The sequence below is a fragment of the uncultured Marivirga sp. genome (assembly GCF_963974845.1).
Lineage (GTDB): Bacteria > Bacteroidota > Bacteroidia > Cytophagales > Cyclobacteriaceae > Marivirga > Marivirga harenae.
On sequence record NZ_CAXBEQ010000001.1, the window covers coordinates 805,252 to 823,859 of the forward strand.

Sequence of the window (18,608 nt, forward strand, 5' to 3'; positions counted from 1 at the left end):
CAACTATGCTTTTGATAACCTTTCGAGGTCTTTATTCTTCTTCTTTTTTAACAATCCGAGCGGTAAGTGTAGCTTCACTTACAATGCTATTACCTACATACGCATATCCTTGCATTTTGGCTATACCTCTCTTGATAGGAGCTAAAAGTTCACATTTAAGGATAATTGTATCACCTGGTCTAACCATTTTCCTAAATCGACAGTTGTCTATTCCAAGGAAATAGGTCCAATATTCTGACGGTTCATCAACAGAACTTAAAACTAAAATTCCTCCAGTTTGTGCCATTGCTTCAATTTGCAAAACACCAGGCATCACCGGATTTCCAGGAAAATGTCCTTGAAAGAAATTCTCGTTAATAGTTATGTTCTTTAATCCAATAACTGTTTTGTGGTCTTGATGTATGATTTTATCAACTAATTGGAAGGGGTATCGATGTCGTAACATGGACGAAATCCCTTCTATGTCCATTACAGGTTCAGCATTGGGATCGTATTTTGGTGCCGATTTTTCTGCTTTTTTGATGTATTTTTTAATCTTTTGTGCAAAAGCGACATTCGTGGAATGTCCGGGCCTTGCAGCTAAGATTTGACCTTTGATCGGTCTGCCCACTAGCGCTAAATCGCCTACCACATCAAGTAATTTATGCCGAGCAGGTTCATTTTTAAATCTCAACTCAATATTATCTAAAATCCCTTCTTCTTTAACCTCAATATTAGGTTTATTAAAGATCTCAGCTAATTCTTTTAGTTCATCATCAGAAACCAATTTGTCTACTACTACAATAGCATTATTTAAATCCCCTCCTTTAATTAGATTGTTATTGTACAACTGTTGTAGTTCATGTAAGAATACAAAAGTCCTGCAGGTGGATATCTCTTTCTTAAAATCGGCTATATTGTTTAATGAGGCATGTTGACTACCCAAAACTTTTGAGTTGTAGTCAATCATTACCGTTACCCTGTAGTCATCCACAGGTAATAACGCCATTTCTACATTTTTTTCTTCATCAGTAAGAAAAAGACCTTCAGGTACCTCAAAGAAATTCCTTAGCGCATTTTGTTCTTCTAATCCCACTGATTCCAATGCTTCATAAAACAATTTTGCACTGCCATCCATTATAGGAGTTTCAGGACCGTCAACTTCTATTAAGACATTATCAATTTGTAATCCTACTAGAGCAGATAGGACATGTTCAACAGTTGATACTTTTGCTTCTCCCTTTGCAATTGTAGTTCCTCTGGAGGTATCTACTACTAAGTCTGCATCAGCTTCAATAACAGGTTTTTCAGGTAAATCAATTCTTTGAAATCTAATTCCCGAATCAATTTCAGCTGGTTTGAAAGTTAAGGTAACCTTATGACCAGTATGAAGACCCACACCAGATACGCTTACCGCTTTTTTAATTGTATGCTGTTTATTATACATTTAGCTCTTTTTTTCAGTCGGCAAATTTAAAACTATTTTTTCCAATTGCTGAACTTGTAGGTGTAATTCCGGTAATCTTTTAAATAAGGTTGCTGCTTTTAAATATTGCTTGTGTTCAAAACCAACAGTTCCTGAGATTACGGTGTTTGACTGTCTTACTGATTTTGACACGCCTGATTTTGCACTTATTGTGGTGTAATCGGCTACATCTATATGACCCACAATCCCAACTTGACCAGCTAGAACGCAGTTTTTACCAATTTTTGTTGATCCCGAGATACCAGCTTGGGAGGCAATTACCGTATTCTCTCCTATTTCAACATTATGAGCTATTTGAACAAGATTATCAATTTTCGCCCCTTTTCTGATAATGGTAGACCCTAAAGTAGCGCAATCAATGGTGGTGTTGGCTCCTATGCTCACATTGTCTTCCAAAACGACATTACCAAGTTGAGGGATCGTTTTGTATGTTCCGTCTTCTTGAGGCGCAAAACCAAAGCCGTCACTCCCTATAACTGAACCCGCTTGAATATTACAATTACTACCAATTTTAGAATCAGGATAAATTTTTACCCCTTGGAAAATCACTGTGTTATCACCAATCACAACATTGTCACCGATATGAGCCTGAGGATAAATTTTTACATTTTTCCCAATTTTAACATTGTGTCCTATATAAGAAAAGGCACCTCTGTAATGGCCTTCACCAACAACACTATTTTCCCCCATAAAAGAAGGTTCTTCTACACCTGATTTTGCATAAGTCATTATTTTGTTATACTCTTCCAAAAGTTGGGTAAAGGCCGAATATGGGTCATCCACTCTTATTAAGGCTGGCTTGATAGTTTTTTTCGGATTGAATTTGTTTTTAACAATAATAGCAGCTGCATCAGATTCATAGATATAATTCTCATATTTATCATTAGATAAAAAGCTGATTGTTTTTGCCTTGCCTTCTTCTATTTTACCCAAATTATCCACCATTCTCTCACCATCTCCCTCTACTTTTCCTCCAATAATTTGAGCTATTTGATTTACGCTAAATTCCATATTATATAATTATGGTTGTAATAATTTACAAAGATACGTTTTTAGGCAGGCATAGGTAATATTTTTTAACTATTTTACTCATAGCTTTGATATTCGGTAGATCAGCAGCTTGGGCAATATCCATCAATTGTCCCCTCTTATTTATGATTTTAATACTTTTTCCACCTAATATATATGCAGAATTTGTTACCTCTCCATGGGAAATAAAGTAAGCAGCTTCTCGGTTCAGTAGCTTGTATTCTTGTGTGATTTTTCCTTTTAAAATATTTATGTCTGCTTTTTTTAGTGGATCATTTCCTAATTTTATTTTAAATAGATCTCTTTGTAAAATACGTTTACTCAAGCTGCTTAATACTTTATCCGTATTATTTTCCCAAATTTTGATTGCATGCCAGATGTCAGAATCATCAAGTTTAGAAAATTGATGCACAATTTCAGGGTTATCTTGGAATTCCTCAAGTGAGAAGTCATTTTCTAAAAAATACTTTAAAGCGGGAGAAATTTGGTCTAAACTATGTACTTCTTTTGCTCTGCTAATTAAATGAACAAGCATTCGTTCTGCGCTTAAAGCGGTTTTGTGAAGGTAGACTTGCCAATACATCAATCTTCTGGCATTCAAAAAATTCTCAATACTATAAATTGCTTTTTCTTCTACCACTATTTCATCTTCAATGACATTTAGATGACTGATGATTCTATCTACGCTAATATTACCTTCAGAAACGCCCGTATAAAACGAATCTCGGTTGAGATAATCCAAGCGGTCAACATCCAACTGACTAGAGATTAACTGGTGAAAGAATTTCCTTTTATATGTATTCTTAAACATGGCTACTGCAGTATCCAATCGTCCTTCAAATTCTTGATTGAGCATTTTCATAAATTGCAGCGAAATATTCTCATGAGTAATTCCTTTTATGAGGCTATATTCCAGAGCATGTGAAAAAGGGCCATGTCCTATGTCGTGCAGTAAAATGGCAATTTGTGCAGATTCATATTCCACATCATTTATCGCCACTTCTTTTTCCTTTAAATGGTCCAAAGCTAAGCCCATCAAATGGGTGGCGCCCAATGCGTGGTGAAAACGGGTATGCGTTGCTCCAGGATAAACAAGCTCACTCAAACCCAATTGTCGAATTCTGCGTAGACGTTGAAAATACGAATGATTGAAAATACTGAAAAGTAATTCACTTTTTATTGTAATGAATCCATAAATCGGATCGTTTACCTTTTTTAACTTCTTCAAATCAAATAATTTTAAAGCTCAAATATACACTATGCAAAATTACCAAATCTTGTGGGCAGATGACGAAATTGATCTGCTAAAACCACATATTATATTTTTAGAAAACAAAGGTTATCAAATTACTCCGGTAAATAATGGTTCGGAGGCAGTAGATTTATGTAAAGAACAAAAATTTGATATTGTTTTTCTTGATGAAAATATGCCTGGCATGACGGGTTTGGAGACTCTTAGTATAATAAAAGGCTTTAAACCCAACTTACCGGTAGTTATGATTACCAAAAGTGAGGAAGAATATATAATGGAAGAAGCAATCGGGTCTAAAATCGCAGACTACTTGATTAAGCCATTGAATCCAAATCAAATCTTATTGTCGGTAAAAAAGTTATTAGATAATCAAAGATTGGTCACCGAAAAAACTAACCAAAGCTACCAACAGGATTTTCGCAATATAAGTATGGCATTTGGTGATAATATGGATCATCAGGAATGGGCTGACATGTATAAAAAATTGGTCTTTTGGGATTTAGAGATTGACCAAACTGATGATCAAAGTATGTCGGAAGTCCTCTCTATGCAACATCTGGAAGCCAACTCTAACTTCGCCAAGTTTATAGATGATAATTATGAAGACTGGTTAAATGATTATCAAGAGGAAGCTCCTTTATTAAGTCATAAACTAATGGAGGAAAAGGTATTTACAAAGTTAGGAGATGAACCAGTATTCTTCATCGTCATAGATAATTTAAGATTTGACCAGTGGAAATTACTGGAGCCCGAAATCCTGAAATATTTTAACATCGAAGAAGAAGATAATTACTATTCAATACTACCTACTACCACTGCTTATGCTCGAAATTCAATTTTCTCAGGCTTATTACCTGATGAAATGGCCAATAAGCACCCTGATTTGTGGGTAACTGAAGATGACGATGAAGGGAAGAATAATTTTGAAGACAAATTTCTGGAGAGACAGCTCAAACGAAAAAATATCTCTGGGAAATATACATATAACAAAATAGTAAATGTAAATCAAGGAAAGCAGGTTTTAGACCAGGTTTCAGCCATGATGGATCATGATTTGAATGTACTGGTCTATAATTTCGTGGATATGCTTTCTCATGCTCGAACTGATATGAAAATGATTCGCGAGCTGGCTCCTGATGAATCTGCTTACCGATCTTTAACTAAAAGTTGGTTTTTACATTCACCTCTCTTAGAATTATTGAAGAGAATTTCTTCCAAAAAGGCAAAGGTCGTTATCACCACAGACCATGGTACCATCAGAGTAAAGAAGCCTTTTAAAATTGTTGGGGACAGAAATGTAAATAGTAATTTAAGGTATAAGCAAGGGAAGAACCTAGGATTTAAAAAGAACAATGATGTTCTGGAGGCTGCTAAACCAGAGAGATTTCACTTACCTAAGCTGAATGTGAGCACGTCTTACGTATTCACCAAAGGAGAAAGCTTTTTTGCTTACCCAAACAATTATAATTACTACGTAAATTACTTTAAAGATACCTTTCAACATGGAGGAGTTTCAATGGAAGAAATGATAATTCCCATTATTTCATTAACTTCGAAGGATGGAAAGTGAAATCTCTGAAATTATATCATTTTCGGATGTAGAAATAAAAGATTTACGCAAAACTGTAGCTGAGATTTATGATTTTGGTAAAAGTTATAATATTTGGCTTTTCAAAGCAGAAATGGGTGGGGGAAAAACTACATTCATAAGCAAATTATGTGAGTTTCTAGAAGTGGATGATCATGTGAGCAGTCCTACATTTGCCCTAGTAAATGAATACAGGTCGGAAAAGGCACAGGAGATATTTCATTTTGATTTTTACAGAATTAAAAATGAACAAGAAGCATTCGAAATTGGGGTAGAAGATTATTTTTACTCTGGGAAGCTTTGTTTAATTGAATGGCCGGAAATGATCCCTTCTTTTATTCCTGATCGATTTTTATTGATTGAGATTGGTCTTTCCAATGATAGATCCAAAAGGAATTTTAAAATAAGTAAACATGGCTAAAGAAGTTTCTAGAAAAGGCTTTGATGTTCTGGCGCGGAAAAGTGCGCTCTATCCGCAAGAAGAATTGCTGGAAGTTGAACGAGGTAAAAATGCTATGCAGATTGGGGTTCCCAATGAGATTTCACTTCAAGAAAAAAGAGTGCCCTTAACCCCTGGCGCTGTTGCTTTATTAACCAATAATGGCCATGAAGTAATAGTCGAGAGTGGAATGGGCCTAAGTAGTAACTTTCCCGATAATGAATACAGTGATGCTGGAGCAAAGATTGTTTATTCTGCCAAGGAAGCATTCGAAGCTCAATTGGTGGTTAAAATCGAGCCCCCAATCAAAAGAGAAATCGAGATGTTCAAACCTGGTAGTTTCTTAATTTCTGCTCTTCAATTTGGACAGCTAAATAAGGAATACTTTGAATTATTGAATCAGAAAAGAATCAATGCTATTGGTATTGAATTAATAGAAGATAAAGTAGGTGGAATGCCTGTAGTGCGCGCCATGAGCGAAATTGCAGGAATTTCCGCAATTCAGATAGCCACTGAATTATTAAGTAATTTAAATGACGGCAAAGGGATAATCTTAGGGGGAATTACAGGAGTAAGACCAACGAAAGTTGTGATTCTGGGTGCAGGAACCGTGGGTGAGTATGCGGCAAGAGCTGCTTTAGGTCTTGGCGCTAACATTGAAATTTATGATAATCACATCTATAAATTAAGAAGAATCAAACATGCAATCGGGCAACCTGTTCATACTAGTACTTTGGACACTGTTATGCTCAGTGACTCATTAATGGAAGCTGATGTTTTGATTTGTGCTATCAGGGCTGAAAAAGGTAGAAATCGCTGCATTATTACAGAGGAAATGGTTATGAATATGCGTAAAAATGCTGTAATTATTGACGTGAGCATTGATCAAGGTGGTTGTGTGGAAACATCAGAAGTTACTTCACATGATAATCCTACTTTCAAAAAATTTGATGTTATTCACTACTGCGTTCCCAATATTGCTTCTCGTGTTTCTAGAACGGCAAGCAATGTAGTTAGTAATATCTTAACGCCCATGTTGCTACAAGCAGGAGATGTCGGAGGTATTGAAGAAATGATATTCAGCCATTCCTGGTTTATGAAAGGAGTTTACACTTATAAAGGAAGTTTGACTAATATGCATTTAGCAAAAAAATTCAACTTAAAATATAAAGAATTAAGTCTCCTGATGGCTGCTCGTTTCTAATCTGTAAAACCGTAATTAAATTCAAATTACTAAATTCAATCAGTATTTCACTGCGTCTTTGATTTCATTATTAGTAAATTGAAAGAACAAGGAATAGTATTTTTTTAGAGTACGTATCTGATTAATACTAGATTATTTTTGCTTATGCCATATCGTGATTTTCAGGAAACAGCCTGTCATTATTGCAGCTTTTTGACTATATGGCGCATCGAATCAAAAAGTTGAAATTCATTTTAAAATAATTTCAATTTCTTTGCAGTATTGATGTAAATGACTGATAGTAAGAGTTTTAAAATATTTTTTTTTTCTAAAGTCCTATGATTTTCTGGCGAAACTGTGTTTAGATGCATAATGATTGCTTAGTCAAAAGTCGATTTAGAATAAATTCTTTATATTTAATAAACGAAAAATTTACTTATGAAAGTACTAGTAATAGGAGCCGGTAATATGGGGTTGGCTTATGCAAAAGCCCTTGTGAAATCAGAATTCCTTTCAAATCACAATCTAATGATTTCTGATACCAGCCCTGAAAAAACTGAGGAATTGAAAAAAATCAGTCGTTTTGATGTTTACACTAATCTATCTGACTGCCTTCCAAAATCAGATATAATATTTATTGCGGTTAAGCCTTATCACTCGGAAGAATTATTTGCGGAATTAAAACCAATGATGACTCCAGATCAAATTGCTATATCGATTATGGCCGGTGTTACCATCAAAAGTATGCAAGATGGCTTGGGAATCAGAAAGGTAGTTAGAGCAATGCCAAACCTTCCGGCTCAGGTAGGTAAAGGATTAACCTCGTTTACTGCTTCCGATGAAGTATCTAGATTAGAGTTATCAACAGTAGAAAGTCTATTAGATACAACAGGTCGTTCAGTAAGACTTGATACCGAAAATGATGTAGATGCTTCTACAGGTATTTCAGGTAGCGGACCTGCATACGTTTTTTACTTCATGCAGTCCATGATGGAAGCAGCGAAAAAGATGGGATTTTCCGATCATGATTCTAAAGTTTTAGTAGGAACTACTTTTGAAGGTGCTGTGGAACTATTCAATAAATCAGATTTAACGCCAGAAGGCTGGATGAAAAGGGTAGCTTCCAAAGGGGGTACTACACGTGCAGCTCTAGATTCAATGGAAGATAATAATATTAAGCAATTGATTGAAGAAGCAGCTTATGCGGCCTTTAATAGAGCTGTTGAATTAGGTAAAGAATCATAAATTTTTGAATTGTGAAAACACATAGTAAAAGAATAGTAGTTAAAATAGGAACCAATGTGATGACCAATAAGGATAATCGGATTGTGGTTCCTATTTTAAAGAGAATTGTTGACCAAGTGGCGCGACTTTATGAGGAAGATGTGATGACAGTACTTATTTCATCGGGTTCAGTAATAGCAGGTAAAGAAGTGCTTGATGATAATGAAATAGATACGATTGATAATGCAGCCCAAAGAAGACAGGTATACTCTGCTGTAGGTCAGCCGAGGATGATGCGTCATTATTACAGCATCTTTCATGATTATGGAATGAGATGTGCACAAGTCTTGGCTACCAAAAGAGATTTCGATTTCGGAAGACATAGAGACAATATGATTAACTGCTACGAAGGCTTACTGTCGCAGGGAATCATTCCTATTGCTAATGAAGATGACGCTGTTTCTTTATCAATGTCAATGTTCTCGGATAATGATGAATTAGCTAGTTTAGTAGCTGAACTGATCGATGCTGATGCTTTAATTTTGCTGACTGATACAGATGGTATTTTTGATGGACACCCAGATCATGATGATTCAAACGTCATTAAAAGTGTAAGTACTGATCAGGAAGTGGAACAATTTATCCAGGAATCCGATAAAAAAGAAGGAGAAGGACGAGGAGGAATGGAATCCAAGATAAATGTGGCTAAGGGTGCTGCCTCCAAGGATATTGTTACTTACATCGCAAATGGTAAACGTGAAGATGTTATCATTGATATTGTTCATGGAAAAGATGTAGGGACAAGGATTTATAAAGAAGATTAATACTCTTTAACTTCTTCTAATATTATTTTGAACTAAATTTTAATGCTTTTATGAAGCTCTTAAATACAGAATTAAAAAACGCAGTTTTACAGTCGATGATTGATAATCTTGATAAAGAAAGAGAAGCAATCATTGCTGCAAACAAAAAAGATTTAGATGCTTTCGATAGAGATGATCAAGCACTTTACGATCGATTGGTAGTAGATTCAGCGAAAGTTGACGATATGATCCGTGCGGTTCGTGAGGTGAAAGATCAAGATGATCCGGTTGGTACTGTTATAAGTCAAGATACGCTGGAGAATGGATTAAAAATTACCAATAAAGCAGCGCCTTTTGGCACGATCATGATAATTTATGAATCTAGACCAGATGTTACAATTGAAGCAGCTGTTTTAGCATTTAAGGCTAACAACAAAATATTACTGAAAGGTGGTAAAGAAGCCCACCATAGTAATGAAGAATTAGTTAAATGTTGGCATCAGTCATTGAAAGATAACGGTTTAGCTGAGAGCTGGATTCAGTATCTTAAAATGGATAGGCCTACTACTCAGGAATTTTTGAGAAATCCAGATCAGCCGTTAGATTTGATAGTTCCGAGAGGTGGAGAGCGATTGATTGATTTTGTAAAAGAACATGCAACATGTGCGGTATTGGTAAGCGGGAGAGGAAACAACTTTGCTTATATCGCTGCTGATGCTGATATGGAAAAAGTCATTCCAGTATTAGTTAACGCAAAAACAGATAAAATTTCGGGATGTAATGCCTTAGATAAAATTTTGGTGGATGAAAATCATCCTAAATTTGAAGAGACATTGAAAGCTATTGAAAAAGCTTTATCTGATAAAGGTGTTCAAATCGTTGCTAGCGACAAAGTTATTGGTCAGCTGGAGACTAATGAAAAAATCGATAGCGAAGAGGTTTGGTATGAGGAGTTCTTGGCAATGAAAGCTGCAATGTCTTCAGTAAATGGTTTAGATGATGCGATTGAGTTTATCAATAAATATTCTGGAGGACACTCTAATATAATTTTAACGGAAACTCAAGAGGACGCTGAAAAATTTTTGGAGCAAATTGACAGTGCTGCTGTTTATCATAATGCTTCCACTCGATTTACTGACGGTGGTCAAATGGGAGTTGGAGCTGAATTGGCAATTAGTACAGATAAATTGCACCACAGAGGACCATTAGGATTAAAACAACTAGTCACTAACAAATACTATGTTTTAGGAAATGGACAAGTAAGGAAATAGTTGTAAAGGTTCGACTATTTACAAAAAAGGTTTACTATGAATTAGTAAACCTTTTTTTTGTCATATACTAAAGGCGATAAGCTAGCTGAAGGCCAAGTCTTAACCTTATCATTCCTCCAGTTTGCAAGTCGCTCATTTGACCATTTTTAGTAAAAAATTTGTCAGGCTTTGCAAGACTCTTATCTATTTCTGAGTATTCTAGTACATATCGGTATCCCACACCCACGAATAGCGTGAAGTAGAACGGATCATAATTATATATCTTTCCTAGTTTCAAATTTAGCCCAGGCACAATTCGGTCTACTCTTGAGTCATAAAATCTGTAATATTCACAATCGCCAAACTGGTCATTGCAACTATAGCCGGCTATCCTTTCCGATTTAAAACTGGTCCAATAAAATTGTGGTTCAATATCAAGAAATGTTAGAGAATTCTGGGGGTAACTTTCTTTTAGATCTAGGAAAAAACGATAATAGAAGTAAGCCTTTATACCGTAAACATCAGTATACCAACTTTGCTCATTTTGTTGTTTAAGCCCTTCAATGTTATATATGTATCCTATCTCCCCGCCAATTGCCCTGTTTTTGCTTAAAGTTTTCATTAATCCAATATCTATTGAATTATAATTCTCAAAGGAGGAACTAAGAGACAAATAGGAAAGAGTTAGCGAAGTATTTTTAGGTCTACTATCAGCATCAATTGAATCGTTTTGTGCAAAACAAATCGAACTTGAGAAGCCTAACAATAGTATGACAATAAGGAACTTATTCATTTGTCTGGACACTCATTATTTGACTTAATTCTTTTAAATGATGTGGGTCTTCATAGTCATATTGAAAAATACCATTTTTTCCCGTAATAATTAATTCCTTCCGTCCATAATTAGTGATTACATCATAGCTAGGGATGCTGTCATAATGGGAAACTAACTGGGGATTGGCTCTGTCTTTAATGTTAAAAACTTTAAATCCAAAATCTCCTTCACAAACAAAGAGGACTGTATCGCTAACCGAAAGCCCATGTGGGTTTTGCATTGGAATTGTATTCAATAATTGAGGATTTCTCAAATCTGACACATCCACAACCTCCATTCTATCATTTCCGGTCTGGCAGGTTGTTCCGCTTCGTAGGGTCACATAGGCTATACTATTTGAAACGACAACCGGATCACAAGCAAAGGAATGTTCAAAATCAGACAGGTAATTTGGGACAGGATCATTTTCAACAGAATAGATTTTCATCCCCCATTGAGTCCCCAAAAACAGATAGTTTTCGTATGGAAAAATAGTTTCTACTCCATCTCCCACATTTTCAGCACCTAGCAGTCTAGGGCTATCAGGATTACTAATATCAAAGGTCTTTAGTGTACTTTCATCAACTATGTAAAGATAACCTTTTAGGAATGTAAACCTGGCCATTGAGCCACCTTTACCTTCACCAGAAGCATCAAATTCTGATTCACTCATACATGATGAGAAAACCACTACAATAACTAAAAGAAATGTTTTTAATAAAGAAAATAGTTTAAAATTTTTCATGACGTAAAGATAGTTTTAGGAGATTAACGATAACATTTTGGAGATTGGAGAGTGGTATATTCCCAACCGATGACCAAGCCTTTTTCTGGTTCTGGACATTCAAAATATACTCCTTCTTGTTGAGGATATTGAGATCCAAATGGAAAAACATCCTTTACTCGTGAAGCTACTTTTACATTTTCTGGATTGCTGATATCAATTGCAAGTAAATCTGATGCTTGGTCCGCATATAGGATATTGTTTCTAACTGCAACATCATTGCTCCCTGCAATCTGAATGAAACCAATATTTTGGGGATTTTGTGGGTCTTGGTTATCGAATACATGAATTCCTTTCAAGCGATCTACTAATAGAAGATATTCATTAATCACATAAATTTTACCTGGATCTTCAATTTCTCTAGCGGCTAGTGTTTTTATTTCAGTTTCGCTCTCTGTAGCGTAGATAGGTCTATATCCCTCCACTTCTTCTACATCAAAATTAGGAACATTTTCCCATCTATCGCAAGAGGATATAAAAATAGGTAGAAGGCTAAATGTTAATAGTTTTAGTAATTTTGTTTTCATTACTTCCTTAAAGTTAAAGTTCGATTTAATGACACATGTACTGTTAGAATGGTTGTAAAACAATTCCTTCAGTAAGAATATATTTGATGTTGGAAAGCTTATAGGGTTAAAGTAAATATACATCTTTTAAATATTACTTTTTCAAATATTTATAGCATCTTAGCAAGAGAGAAATAAATATGAATCGTAATCAAATACTCTTTTCTTTAACACTATTTGTTTTTTGCTTGAGCTTTAATTTGTATTCCCAAAGAAAAGCTAATACAAAAGATAGTACGGAAGTTAATAGACTTAACAATCTCTTTAAGATTCAATATCGAAGTCAACCGGCCAAAAGTTTTGAATATGCCAGTACAGCCCTCGAGATAGCCAAAAGGATAAATTTCCTTCAAGGCGAAGCAAATGCCTTAAATAACCTAGGGGTTTATTATAAGCAAAAAGGCGATTATGATAAAGCGTTGCAGAATTTCAAGCTTTCTTTTAATATATATGATTCCATAAGAGATAAGGAAGGGCTTGGGAAATCAGTTAGTAATATCGGCAACATTTATTCGATTAATGAAGATTTTGAGCGGGCTCTGGACTACTATACTGATGCAAAGAAGATATTTACGGAGCTAGATGATGACCCTAAATTGTTAAGGATTTTAAATAACATAGGGAATATATATCTTGATCAAGGGCAGGAGCTTGAAGCAGAAAATTACTATCGTCAGGTGCTGAGTATTTATGAAAGCGATCCCGAAAAATCATCCTTATTTGATCCTTACAGTAATATTGGAAAGATATATTTTAATAGGCAAGAATTTGATAGCGCACTTTATTATTTTAATAAGTCTCTTAAAAAGGAAGAGTCTGCTGATAATAAATTTGGCATTTCTTCAGCCCTGGTGAAAATAGCGCGCCTTCACAATGCACGAGGAAGTCTTTTGGCAGCCAAAAATGCTGCTTTAGATGCCGTAGATATAGCTAATGAAATAAATGCTAAGCCCATTTTACTAGACGCCTACAGCACGCTTGCTGAAGTATATCTGCATTTGGAGGATTTGGAAAATTCTTATGTTTATATGAATCAATTTCACATCATGAATGATAGTATTTTCAATGAGACATCTCGAAGGGCAATAGCGGAACTGGAAAAAAGTATAGAATTGGAACAGAAAGAAAAGGAAATAGCGTTGTTGAAAAAGGAATCTGAGATTAAAGATTTGCAATATCAAAATAGTCAGTTATATATCTTTGGATCGGTCACTTTTTCTGTTTTACTTCTAGCTTTGGCTATCCTTTCTTTTTTAAAATTTAAGCAAAATCGTAAAGCCAAATCATTACTGGAATACCAAAACTATCAAATACTAAAAAGTAAGCAAGCTATTGAAATTCAAAAGATGAAGCTGGAAAGCTGGAATCAAAATATTACTGATTCCATTGAGTATGCCAAGAGTATTCAGGAAGGGATTATGAATAAGAATAATTTTAAAGAAAATATTCCCTCCTCGTTTGTGTACTATAAGCCGAAAGATATTGTAAGCGGTGATTTTTATTGGTATTCCAGACAGGAAGGTTGTGATATTTTAGCTTTGATCGATTGCACCGGGCACGGGGTAGCAGGAGCCTTTATGACCGTCATTGCTAATGCTACCATGAACCAAATTGTAAATGAGGAGAAAGAAATTGAACCTCATAAAATCCTCGCTAAGTTAGATGTTAAAGTGATGGAGATTTTGAAGCAAAAGGAAGTGACCACAAGTAACCACAGTATGGATGTGGCATTATGCAAAATTGATTATGAAAAGAAAGTAGTTACTTTTTCAGGAGCAAAAAGACCACTTTATGTGGTAGAAAATAATAGATTAACTGAATTCAAAGGTAATAATTTCACAGTAGGTGAGTACTTTAATTCCCCTCACAAGAAATTCACCTATCAAGAAATAGATATAGAACCTAAACAAACCTTTTATTTGAGTTCCGATGGTTATGCAGATCAGTTTGGTATCAACACCCAGAAGAAATATTTAAGAAAAAGATTTAAGACACTTTTAGAAAGCATATCAAATAAAAGTCTACCAGAGCAAGGCAAAAGCCTCGAAAAAGAAATGAAAAGATGGCAAGGTGAAATGGAACAAACCGATGATATGTTGGTGATTGGGTTTAGGGTATAAAACAAGAATAGGGATCGAGTTAAAAACTCTCATCCCAATCCAACTTACCCTGAGAAACACCCATTAAATTGCACAATCGATATAAAATTCTAGCACCCACGTTTCCATTCCAGTCAGTATTTTCTCCTGGAGCTACTTCATTCAAGTCAAAGCCAATGATTTTCTTGCCGTTTTTAACTAACCTTGTCAATAAATAAATGATTTCGGAATAGCTAATACCTCCTGGCACTGGCGTGCCAGTATTTGGGCAAAGTTCAGGTCTTAAACCATCTATATCAAAGGTGATATATACCTCATTGGGTAATTCCTTAATTATTCTATCGCAGATAATGGTCCATGATTCTCCTTCGAACATTCCGACTTTAATATCATCATCATAAAAAACATTAACTCTATCACCCTGCTTCTCTGCAAATCTAATTTCCTCTTCACAGAAATCTCTAATGCCTACTTGCACCATTTTTTCAATCTGAGGAACAGTTTGTAACATATTATAGGAGATAGATGCATGCGAATAATCGAAGTTTTCATAGGCCTTCCGGAAATCCATATGGGCATCAATTTGTAGCACACCAAATGACTCATGCTGAGTAGCCAAGGCTTGGACCGCACCCAAAGGCGTGCTATGATCTCCACCTACTAAGCCTAAAAGCTTACGTTTTTCTAATTGCATTAAAGATTTGGATTTAACCCAATCCACCATTTCTGCACAAACCGAATTGACATCCTTCAAAAGACTTATTCCTTTTTCACTGTTTTCTTCACCAGCCTCCAATAAGCCAATATATTCCTCTGCTAATATTCGGTTTTTATTGCTTTTAGTCAATAATCCTTGATCAATTGGAAGCATTTGAATCCCCAATTGCCAAGCATCAATTATATCTTTTTGATATAAATCCACTTGAGTGGAGGCTTCTAAAATATGTTGCGGACCTTGAGCTGTGCCAGCAGCATATGAAACGGTGACCTCCCAAGGAACAGGTAATAAAATTAAATCTGCTGTTTTTTCATCAAAGGGTAATCCAAAAATATTTTCCGTATTGCCCAAGCCATTTGGATCAAAGGCATTTATTAAATCTTGTTTTTTACTCATAAATAATTATTGAATGTCTTCTGGTCTAATATATTCTATTAAATCACAGTTTTTTTCCGATACCTCCGACCAAGAGGAATAAGGAATTTGAATATGAACAATACCTGCTGGTTCAATATAACCTAATTCTGCACCAGTTATATACTCAGAAATGTAGGTGATTGATGGATTATGACATATAATGATAGCTGAACGCATTTCTGCAGGAATTTCCGAAATCACTTTTAACATAATTCGAGCGGAAGCTTCATAAACATCTTCTGAAGCCTCAATATGGTCTGATTTTACGCCTAATTGCTCATTTATTCTTTGCATAGTATCAGTTGTCCTTTGAGCAACACTATGTAAAATGATATCAGGATGAAATTCCTTTTGTTTTAAATACATTCCGACTTTTGAGGCGTCCTGCAAACCCTTTGAAGTTAATTGGCGTTCCACATCTTTTAAGCCGACATTTGGTTCTTCTGCCTCGCCATGGCGAATTAAATAAAGATCTTTAACCATTTGATTGATTAGCTGTTTGTAAGTAAAATTAGGATTATTCATTTAACTATCTTAGTAAACGAGTAAAAACCTAAATTCTTTTTTTCTAAAAAAATTTAATGATATTTGAATTTCAATTTAAAATAAGCCAATAGATATGTCGAAAAATTTAGTGATAGTGGAGTCACCAGCCAAAGCCAAAACTATTGAAGGTTATTTAGGAAAGGATTATAAAGTGCTTTCCAGTTATGGCCATGTTCGTGATTTACCAAAAGGAAACAATGCCATCGACATTGAAAATGGTTTTAAACCTACTTATGAAATCTCTAAAGATAAGAAGGAAGTCATTAAGGCATTAACAAAAGAAGCAAAGTTGGCGGAGATGATATACCTCGCTACTGATGATGACCGTGAGGGAGAAGCAATTTCTTGGCATTTGAAAGAGGCTTTAAAATTAGACGATAGTAGAACTAAAAGGATTGTTTTTAGGGAAATCACAAAGTCTGCTATCCAAAATGCCATCAATTCTCCAAAAGGAATCGATATAGATTTAGTAAATGCGCAACAGGCCAGAAGAATTTTAGATAGATTAGTTGGCTTTGAGCTTTCTCCAATTTTGTGGAAAAAGATAAAAACTGGACTTTCTGCCGGAAGGGTGCAGTCTGTAGCGGTAAGAATTGTAGTAGAGAGAGAAAGAGAAATCGATAAATTTAAAGCCGAATCATTTTATAAGGTTCAAGCATTTTTCAATGTAGAAGGTAGTGAATTAAAGGCAGAGCTTCCAGGAAGGTTTAAGACGGAGAAAGAAGCAATGGCCTTTTTAGAAAAGTGCTTAGATGCTGAATTTTCAATAGGAAAATTAGAGAAAAAACCAGCTAAGAAAACCCCAGCGCCACCTTTTACGACATCCACATTGCAACAGGAAGCGTCCAGAAAACTAGGATTCTCTGTTTCTCAGACCATGACATTAGCCCAAAGGCTATATGAAGCTGGTAAAATCTCTTATATGAGAACTGATTCCTTAAATTTATCAGATGAGGCTAAGGATGGAGCTGCCAAAGAAATTAAGTCAGAGTACGGAGCGGAATATGCACATACTAGGACTTTTAAGACCAAATCAGCGGGAGCGCAAGAGGCTCACGAAGCTATCAGACCTACGAATTTTTCTACTAAAGAAGCAAGTAGCGATTATAATGAACAGAGGCTTTATGATCTCATTTGGAAACGAGCAATTGCTTCTCAAATGTCTGATGCACAGATAGAAAAAACCAATGTCAGTATTGATATTTCCAATACAGATCAAACCTTAAGTGCTAGCGGTGAAGTTGTGAAATTTGAAGGCTTCTTAAAAGTGTATATAGAATCCACGGATGAAGAGGAGGAAGGAGAAAGTAATGTAACTAAAGGCATGCTTCCTCCATTACAAGTTGGGCAAACATTAGATCTGAAAAAAATGCAGTCGAGAGAAGGATTTACTCGACCACCTGCGCGATATAATGAAGCTACTTTAGTGAAGAAATTAGAAGAAATGGGAATAGGTCGACCATCTACATATGCACCAACCATTTCAACAATTCAGAAAAGGGGTTATGTCAACAAGGAATTCCGTGACGGAAGAGATCGTAAATATGTTGAGATGGTTTTAGAAAACGGAAAAATAAACCGATTGGAAAAAACTGAAATAACCGGAGCAGAGAAAAATAAATTATATCCCAGCAATTTAGCTATGGTGGTAAATGACTTCTTAGTCGAGCACTTCCCAAATGTGACAGATTATAATTTTACGGCTAAGGTAGAGCAAGAATTTGATGAGATTGCCAAAGGGGAAAAGATTTGGAACAATATGATCAATAAATTCTATGGGGAATTCCATGAGAAGGTTGATGAAGCGGAAAGTATTGAAAGAAAAGATGTTAATACTGGACGTGAATTGGGTATTGACCCGAAAACAGGTAAAAAAGTCATTGTCCGTTTAGGGAAATATGGTCCTTTGGTTCAATTAGGGGAAACTCCGGATAAGGAAGATGAGGAAGCAGAAAAACCACAATTTGCAAGCTTAAGAAAAGGACAATTCATTGAAAGCATTACTATTGAGGATGCTTTGGAATTATTCAAACTACCAAGAGATTTGGGTGACTATGAAGACAAAAAAATGGTTGCTGCCATTGGACGGTTTGGCCCATATGTACGGCATGATAGTAAATTTGTGAGTATTCCGAAAGGAGAGGATCCTTTAGAGATTACGGCTGAGAGAGCCATTGAATTAATAGAAGAAAAGCGAAAAGCGGACAGGGAGAAATTTATTAAAAGCTTTGAGGAAGACCCTGAAGTGCAGGTTCTAAACGGAAGATGGGGGCCGTATATTAAATTCGGAAAGAAAAATGTAAAGATTCCTAAAGATAAGGAACCAACAGAATTATCTTATCAGGAATGTGTAGAGCTAGCGGAAAAAACTCCAGATAAAAAGGGAGGTCGTAAAGCGGCTCCTAAAAAGAAAGCAACAAAGAAGAAATAA

At 35.4% G+C, this 18,608-nt stretch carries 16 protein-coding genes; 8 read left to right on the top strand and 8 right to left on the bottom strand.

Annotation, left to right across the window (positions count from 1 at the left end; translation table 11 throughout):
* Positions 1 to 31: 31 nt before the first annotated feature.
* The 3 genes from AAC601_RS03630 to AAC601_RS03640 are packed head-to-tail and all read right to left on the bottom strand — an operon-like array spanning position 32 to position 3,722.
* On the bottom strand, positions 32 to 1,426 hold the full coding sequence (locus AAC601_RS03630) for a bifunctional UDP-3-O-[3-hydroxymyristoyl] N-acetylglucosamine deacetylase/3-hydroxyacyl-ACP dehydratase (protein WP_303268250.1): 1,395 nt from the start codon (positions 1,424 to 1,426) through the stop codon (positions 32 to 34).
* On the bottom strand, positions 1,427 to 2,476 hold the full coding sequence (lpxD, locus tag AAC601_RS03635) for a UDP-3-O-(3-hydroxymyristoyl)glucosamine N-acyltransferase (RefSeq protein WP_303268252.1): 1,050 nt from the start codon (positions 2,474 to 2,476) through the stop codon (positions 1,427 to 1,429).
* A gap of 25 nt (positions 2,477 to 2,501) precedes the next feature.
* Positions 2,502 to 3,722: an HD domain-containing protein gene (locus AAC601_RS03640; protein WP_303268254.1), complete on the bottom strand. Its 1,221-nt coding sequence runs from the start codon at positions 3,720 to 3,722 to the stop codon at positions 2,502 to 2,504.
* A 31-nt stretch (positions 3,723 to 3,753) separates the two neighbouring features.
* On the opposite strand from AAC601_RS03640, the gene AAC601_RS03645 reads away from it, so the two are divergent.
* The 6 genes from AAC601_RS03645 (at position 3,754) to AAC601_RS03670 (ending at position 10,254) form a co-directional block, all read left to right on the top strand.
* Entirely contained in the window at positions 3,754 to 5,316 is a 1,563-nt protein-coding gene (locus AAC601_RS03645) for a bifunctional response regulator/alkaline phosphatase family protein (RefSeq protein ID WP_340152494.1), read from the top strand.
* A complete protein-coding gene (gene tsaE / locus AAC601_RS03650) occupies positions 5,306 to 5,755 on the top strand; it encodes a tRNA (adenosine(37)-N6)-threonylcarbamoyltransferase complex ATPase subunit type 1 TsaE (RefSeq protein ID WP_303268256.1) in 450 nt (149 codons plus the stop codon). The genes AAC601_RS03645 and tsaE overlap by 11 nt, the downstream gene beginning before the upstream one ends.
* Positions 5,748 to 6,977 (top strand): alanine dehydrogenase, encoded by a 1,230-nt coding sequence (locus tag AAC601_RS03655; RefSeq protein ID WP_303268258.1) that lies wholly within the window; start codon positions 5,748 to 5,750, stop codon positions 6,975 to 6,977. Before tsaE ends, AAC601_RS03655 begins: the two co-directional genes overlap by 8 nt.
* A 417-nt stretch (positions 6,978 to 7,394) precedes the next feature.
* Complete coding sequence (proC, locus tag AAC601_RS03660) at positions 7,395 to 8,201, top strand: pyrroline-5-carboxylate reductase (RefSeq protein ID WP_303268259.1); 807 nt, start codon at positions 7,395 to 7,397, stop codon at positions 8,199 to 8,201.
* Between the two features lie 11 nt (positions 8,202 to 8,212).
* Complete coding sequence (gene proB, locus AAC601_RS03665; RefSeq protein ID WP_303268261.1) at positions 8,213 to 9,004, top strand: glutamate 5-kinase; 792 nt, start codon at positions 8,213 to 8,215, stop codon at positions 9,002 to 9,004.
* A 50-nt stretch (positions 9,005 to 9,054) separates the two neighbouring features.
* Positions 9,055 to 10,254: a glutamate-5-semialdehyde dehydrogenase gene (locus AAC601_RS03670; protein ID WP_340152495.1), complete on the top strand. Its 1,200-nt coding sequence runs from the start codon at positions 9,055 to 9,057 to the stop codon at positions 10,252 to 10,254.
* Between the two features lie 67 nt (positions 10,255 to 10,321).
* On the opposite strand, the gene AAC601_RS03675 is transcribed toward AAC601_RS03670, so the two are convergent.
* Genes AAC601_RS03675 through AAC601_RS03685 form a run of 3 tightly spaced genes read right to left on the bottom strand, consistent with a single transcriptional unit; the run spans position 10,322 to position 12,358 of the window.
* Complete coding sequence (locus tag AAC601_RS03675; RefSeq protein ID WP_340152496.1) at positions 10,322 to 11,026, bottom strand: hypothetical protein; 705 nt, start codon at positions 11,024 to 11,026, stop codon at positions 10,322 to 10,324.
* On the bottom strand, positions 11,019 to 11,792 hold the full coding sequence (locus AAC601_RS03680; RefSeq protein WP_340152497.1) for a hypothetical protein: 774 nt from the start codon (positions 11,790 to 11,792) through the stop codon (positions 11,019 to 11,021). Before AAC601_RS03680 ends, AAC601_RS03675 begins: the two co-directional genes overlap by 8 nt.
* 23 nt (positions 11,793 to 11,815) lie before the next feature.
* Positions 11,816 to 12,358, bottom strand: a complete 543-nt coding sequence (locus AAC601_RS03685; protein WP_303268267.1) for a hypothetical protein — start codon at positions 12,356 to 12,358, stop codon at positions 11,816 to 11,818.
* Between the two features lie 179 nt (positions 12,359 to 12,537).
* Here AAC601_RS03685 and AAC601_RS03690 point away from each other — a divergent pair, with 179 nt between their 5' ends.
* Complete coding sequence (locus AAC601_RS03690; RefSeq protein WP_340152498.1) at positions 12,538 to 14,517, top strand: tetratricopeptide repeat protein; 1,980 nt, start codon at positions 12,538 to 12,540, stop codon at positions 14,515 to 14,517.
* Positions 14,518 to 14,536: 19 nt separating this feature from the next.
* Here AAC601_RS03690 and AAC601_RS03695 read toward each other — a convergent pair whose 3' ends face one another.
* Both AAC601_RS03695 and AAC601_RS03700 read right to left on the bottom strand, forming a co-directional pair.
* Positions 14,537 to 15,610, bottom strand: coding sequence for an agmatinase family protein (locus AAC601_RS03695; RefSeq protein WP_303268269.1), 1,074 nt, complete (start codon positions 15,608 to 15,610; stop codon positions 14,537 to 14,539).
* Between the two features lie 6 nt (positions 15,611 to 15,616).
* Positions 15,617 to 16,156: a histidine phosphatase family protein gene (locus tag AAC601_RS03700; protein WP_303268270.1), complete on the bottom strand. Its 540-nt coding sequence runs from the start codon at positions 16,154 to 16,156 to the stop codon at positions 15,617 to 15,619.
* Positions 16,157 to 16,250: 94 nt separating this feature from the next.
* Here AAC601_RS03700 and topA point away from each other — a divergent pair, with 94 nt between their 5' ends.
* Positions 16,251 to 18,608, top strand: coding sequence for a type I DNA topoisomerase (gene topA / locus AAC601_RS03705; protein WP_340152499.1), 2,358 nt, complete (start codon positions 16,251 to 16,253; stop codon positions 18,606 to 18,608).

Bases quoted from the DNA above. Each gene is read 5' to 3' on its own strand.
- AAC601_RS03630 (WP_303268250.1), bottom strand. From the start codon at position 1,426: ATGTATAATAAACAGCATACAATTAAAAAAGCGGTAAGCGTATCTGGT.
- lpxD (WP_303268252.1), bottom strand. From the start codon at position 2,476: ATGGAATTTAGCGTAAATCAAATAGCTCAAATTATTGGAGGAAAAGTA.
- AAC601_RS03645 (WP_340152494.1), top strand. From the start codon at position 3,754: ATGCAAAATTACCAAATCTTGTGGGCAGATGACGAAATTGATCTGCTA.
- tsaE (WP_303268256.1), top strand. From the start codon at position 5,306: ATGGAAAGTGAAATCTCTGAAATTATATCATTTTCGGATGTAGAAATA.
- AAC601_RS03655 (WP_303268258.1), top strand. From the start codon at position 5,748: ATGGCTAAAGAAGTTTCTAGAAAAGGCTTTGATGTTCTGGCGCGGAAA.
- proC (WP_303268259.1), top strand. From the start codon at position 7,395: ATGAAAGTACTAGTAATAGGAGCCGGTAATATGGGGTTGGCTTATGCA.
- AAC601_RS03670 (WP_340152495.1), top strand. From the start codon at position 9,055: ATGAAGCTCTTAAATACAGAATTAAAAAACGCAGTTTTACAGTCGATG.
- AAC601_RS03675 (WP_340152496.1), bottom strand. From the start codon at position 11,026: ATGAATAAGTTCCTTATTGTCATACTATTGTTAGGCTTCTCAAGTTCG.
- AAC601_RS03680 (WP_340152497.1), bottom strand. From the start codon at position 11,792: ATGAAAAATTTTAAACTATTTTCTTTATTAAAAACATTTCTTTTAGTT.
- AAC601_RS03685 (WP_303268267.1), bottom strand. From the start codon at position 12,358: ATGAAAACAAAATTACTAAAACTATTAACATTTAGCCTTCTACCTATT.
- AAC601_RS03690 (WP_340152498.1), top strand. From the start codon at position 12,538: ATGAATCGTAATCAAATACTCTTTTCTTTAACACTATTTGTTTTTTGC.
- AAC601_RS03695 (WP_303268269.1), bottom strand. From the start codon at position 15,610: ATGAGTAAAAAACAAGATTTAATAAATGCCTTTGATCCAAATGGCTTG.
- AAC601_RS03700 (WP_303268270.1), bottom strand. From the start codon at position 16,156: ATGAATAATCCTAATTTTACTTACAAACAGCTAATCAATCAAATGGTT.
- topA (WP_340152499.1), top strand. From the start codon at position 16,251: ATGTCGAAAAATTTAGTGATAGTGGAGTCACCAGCCAAAGCCAAAACT.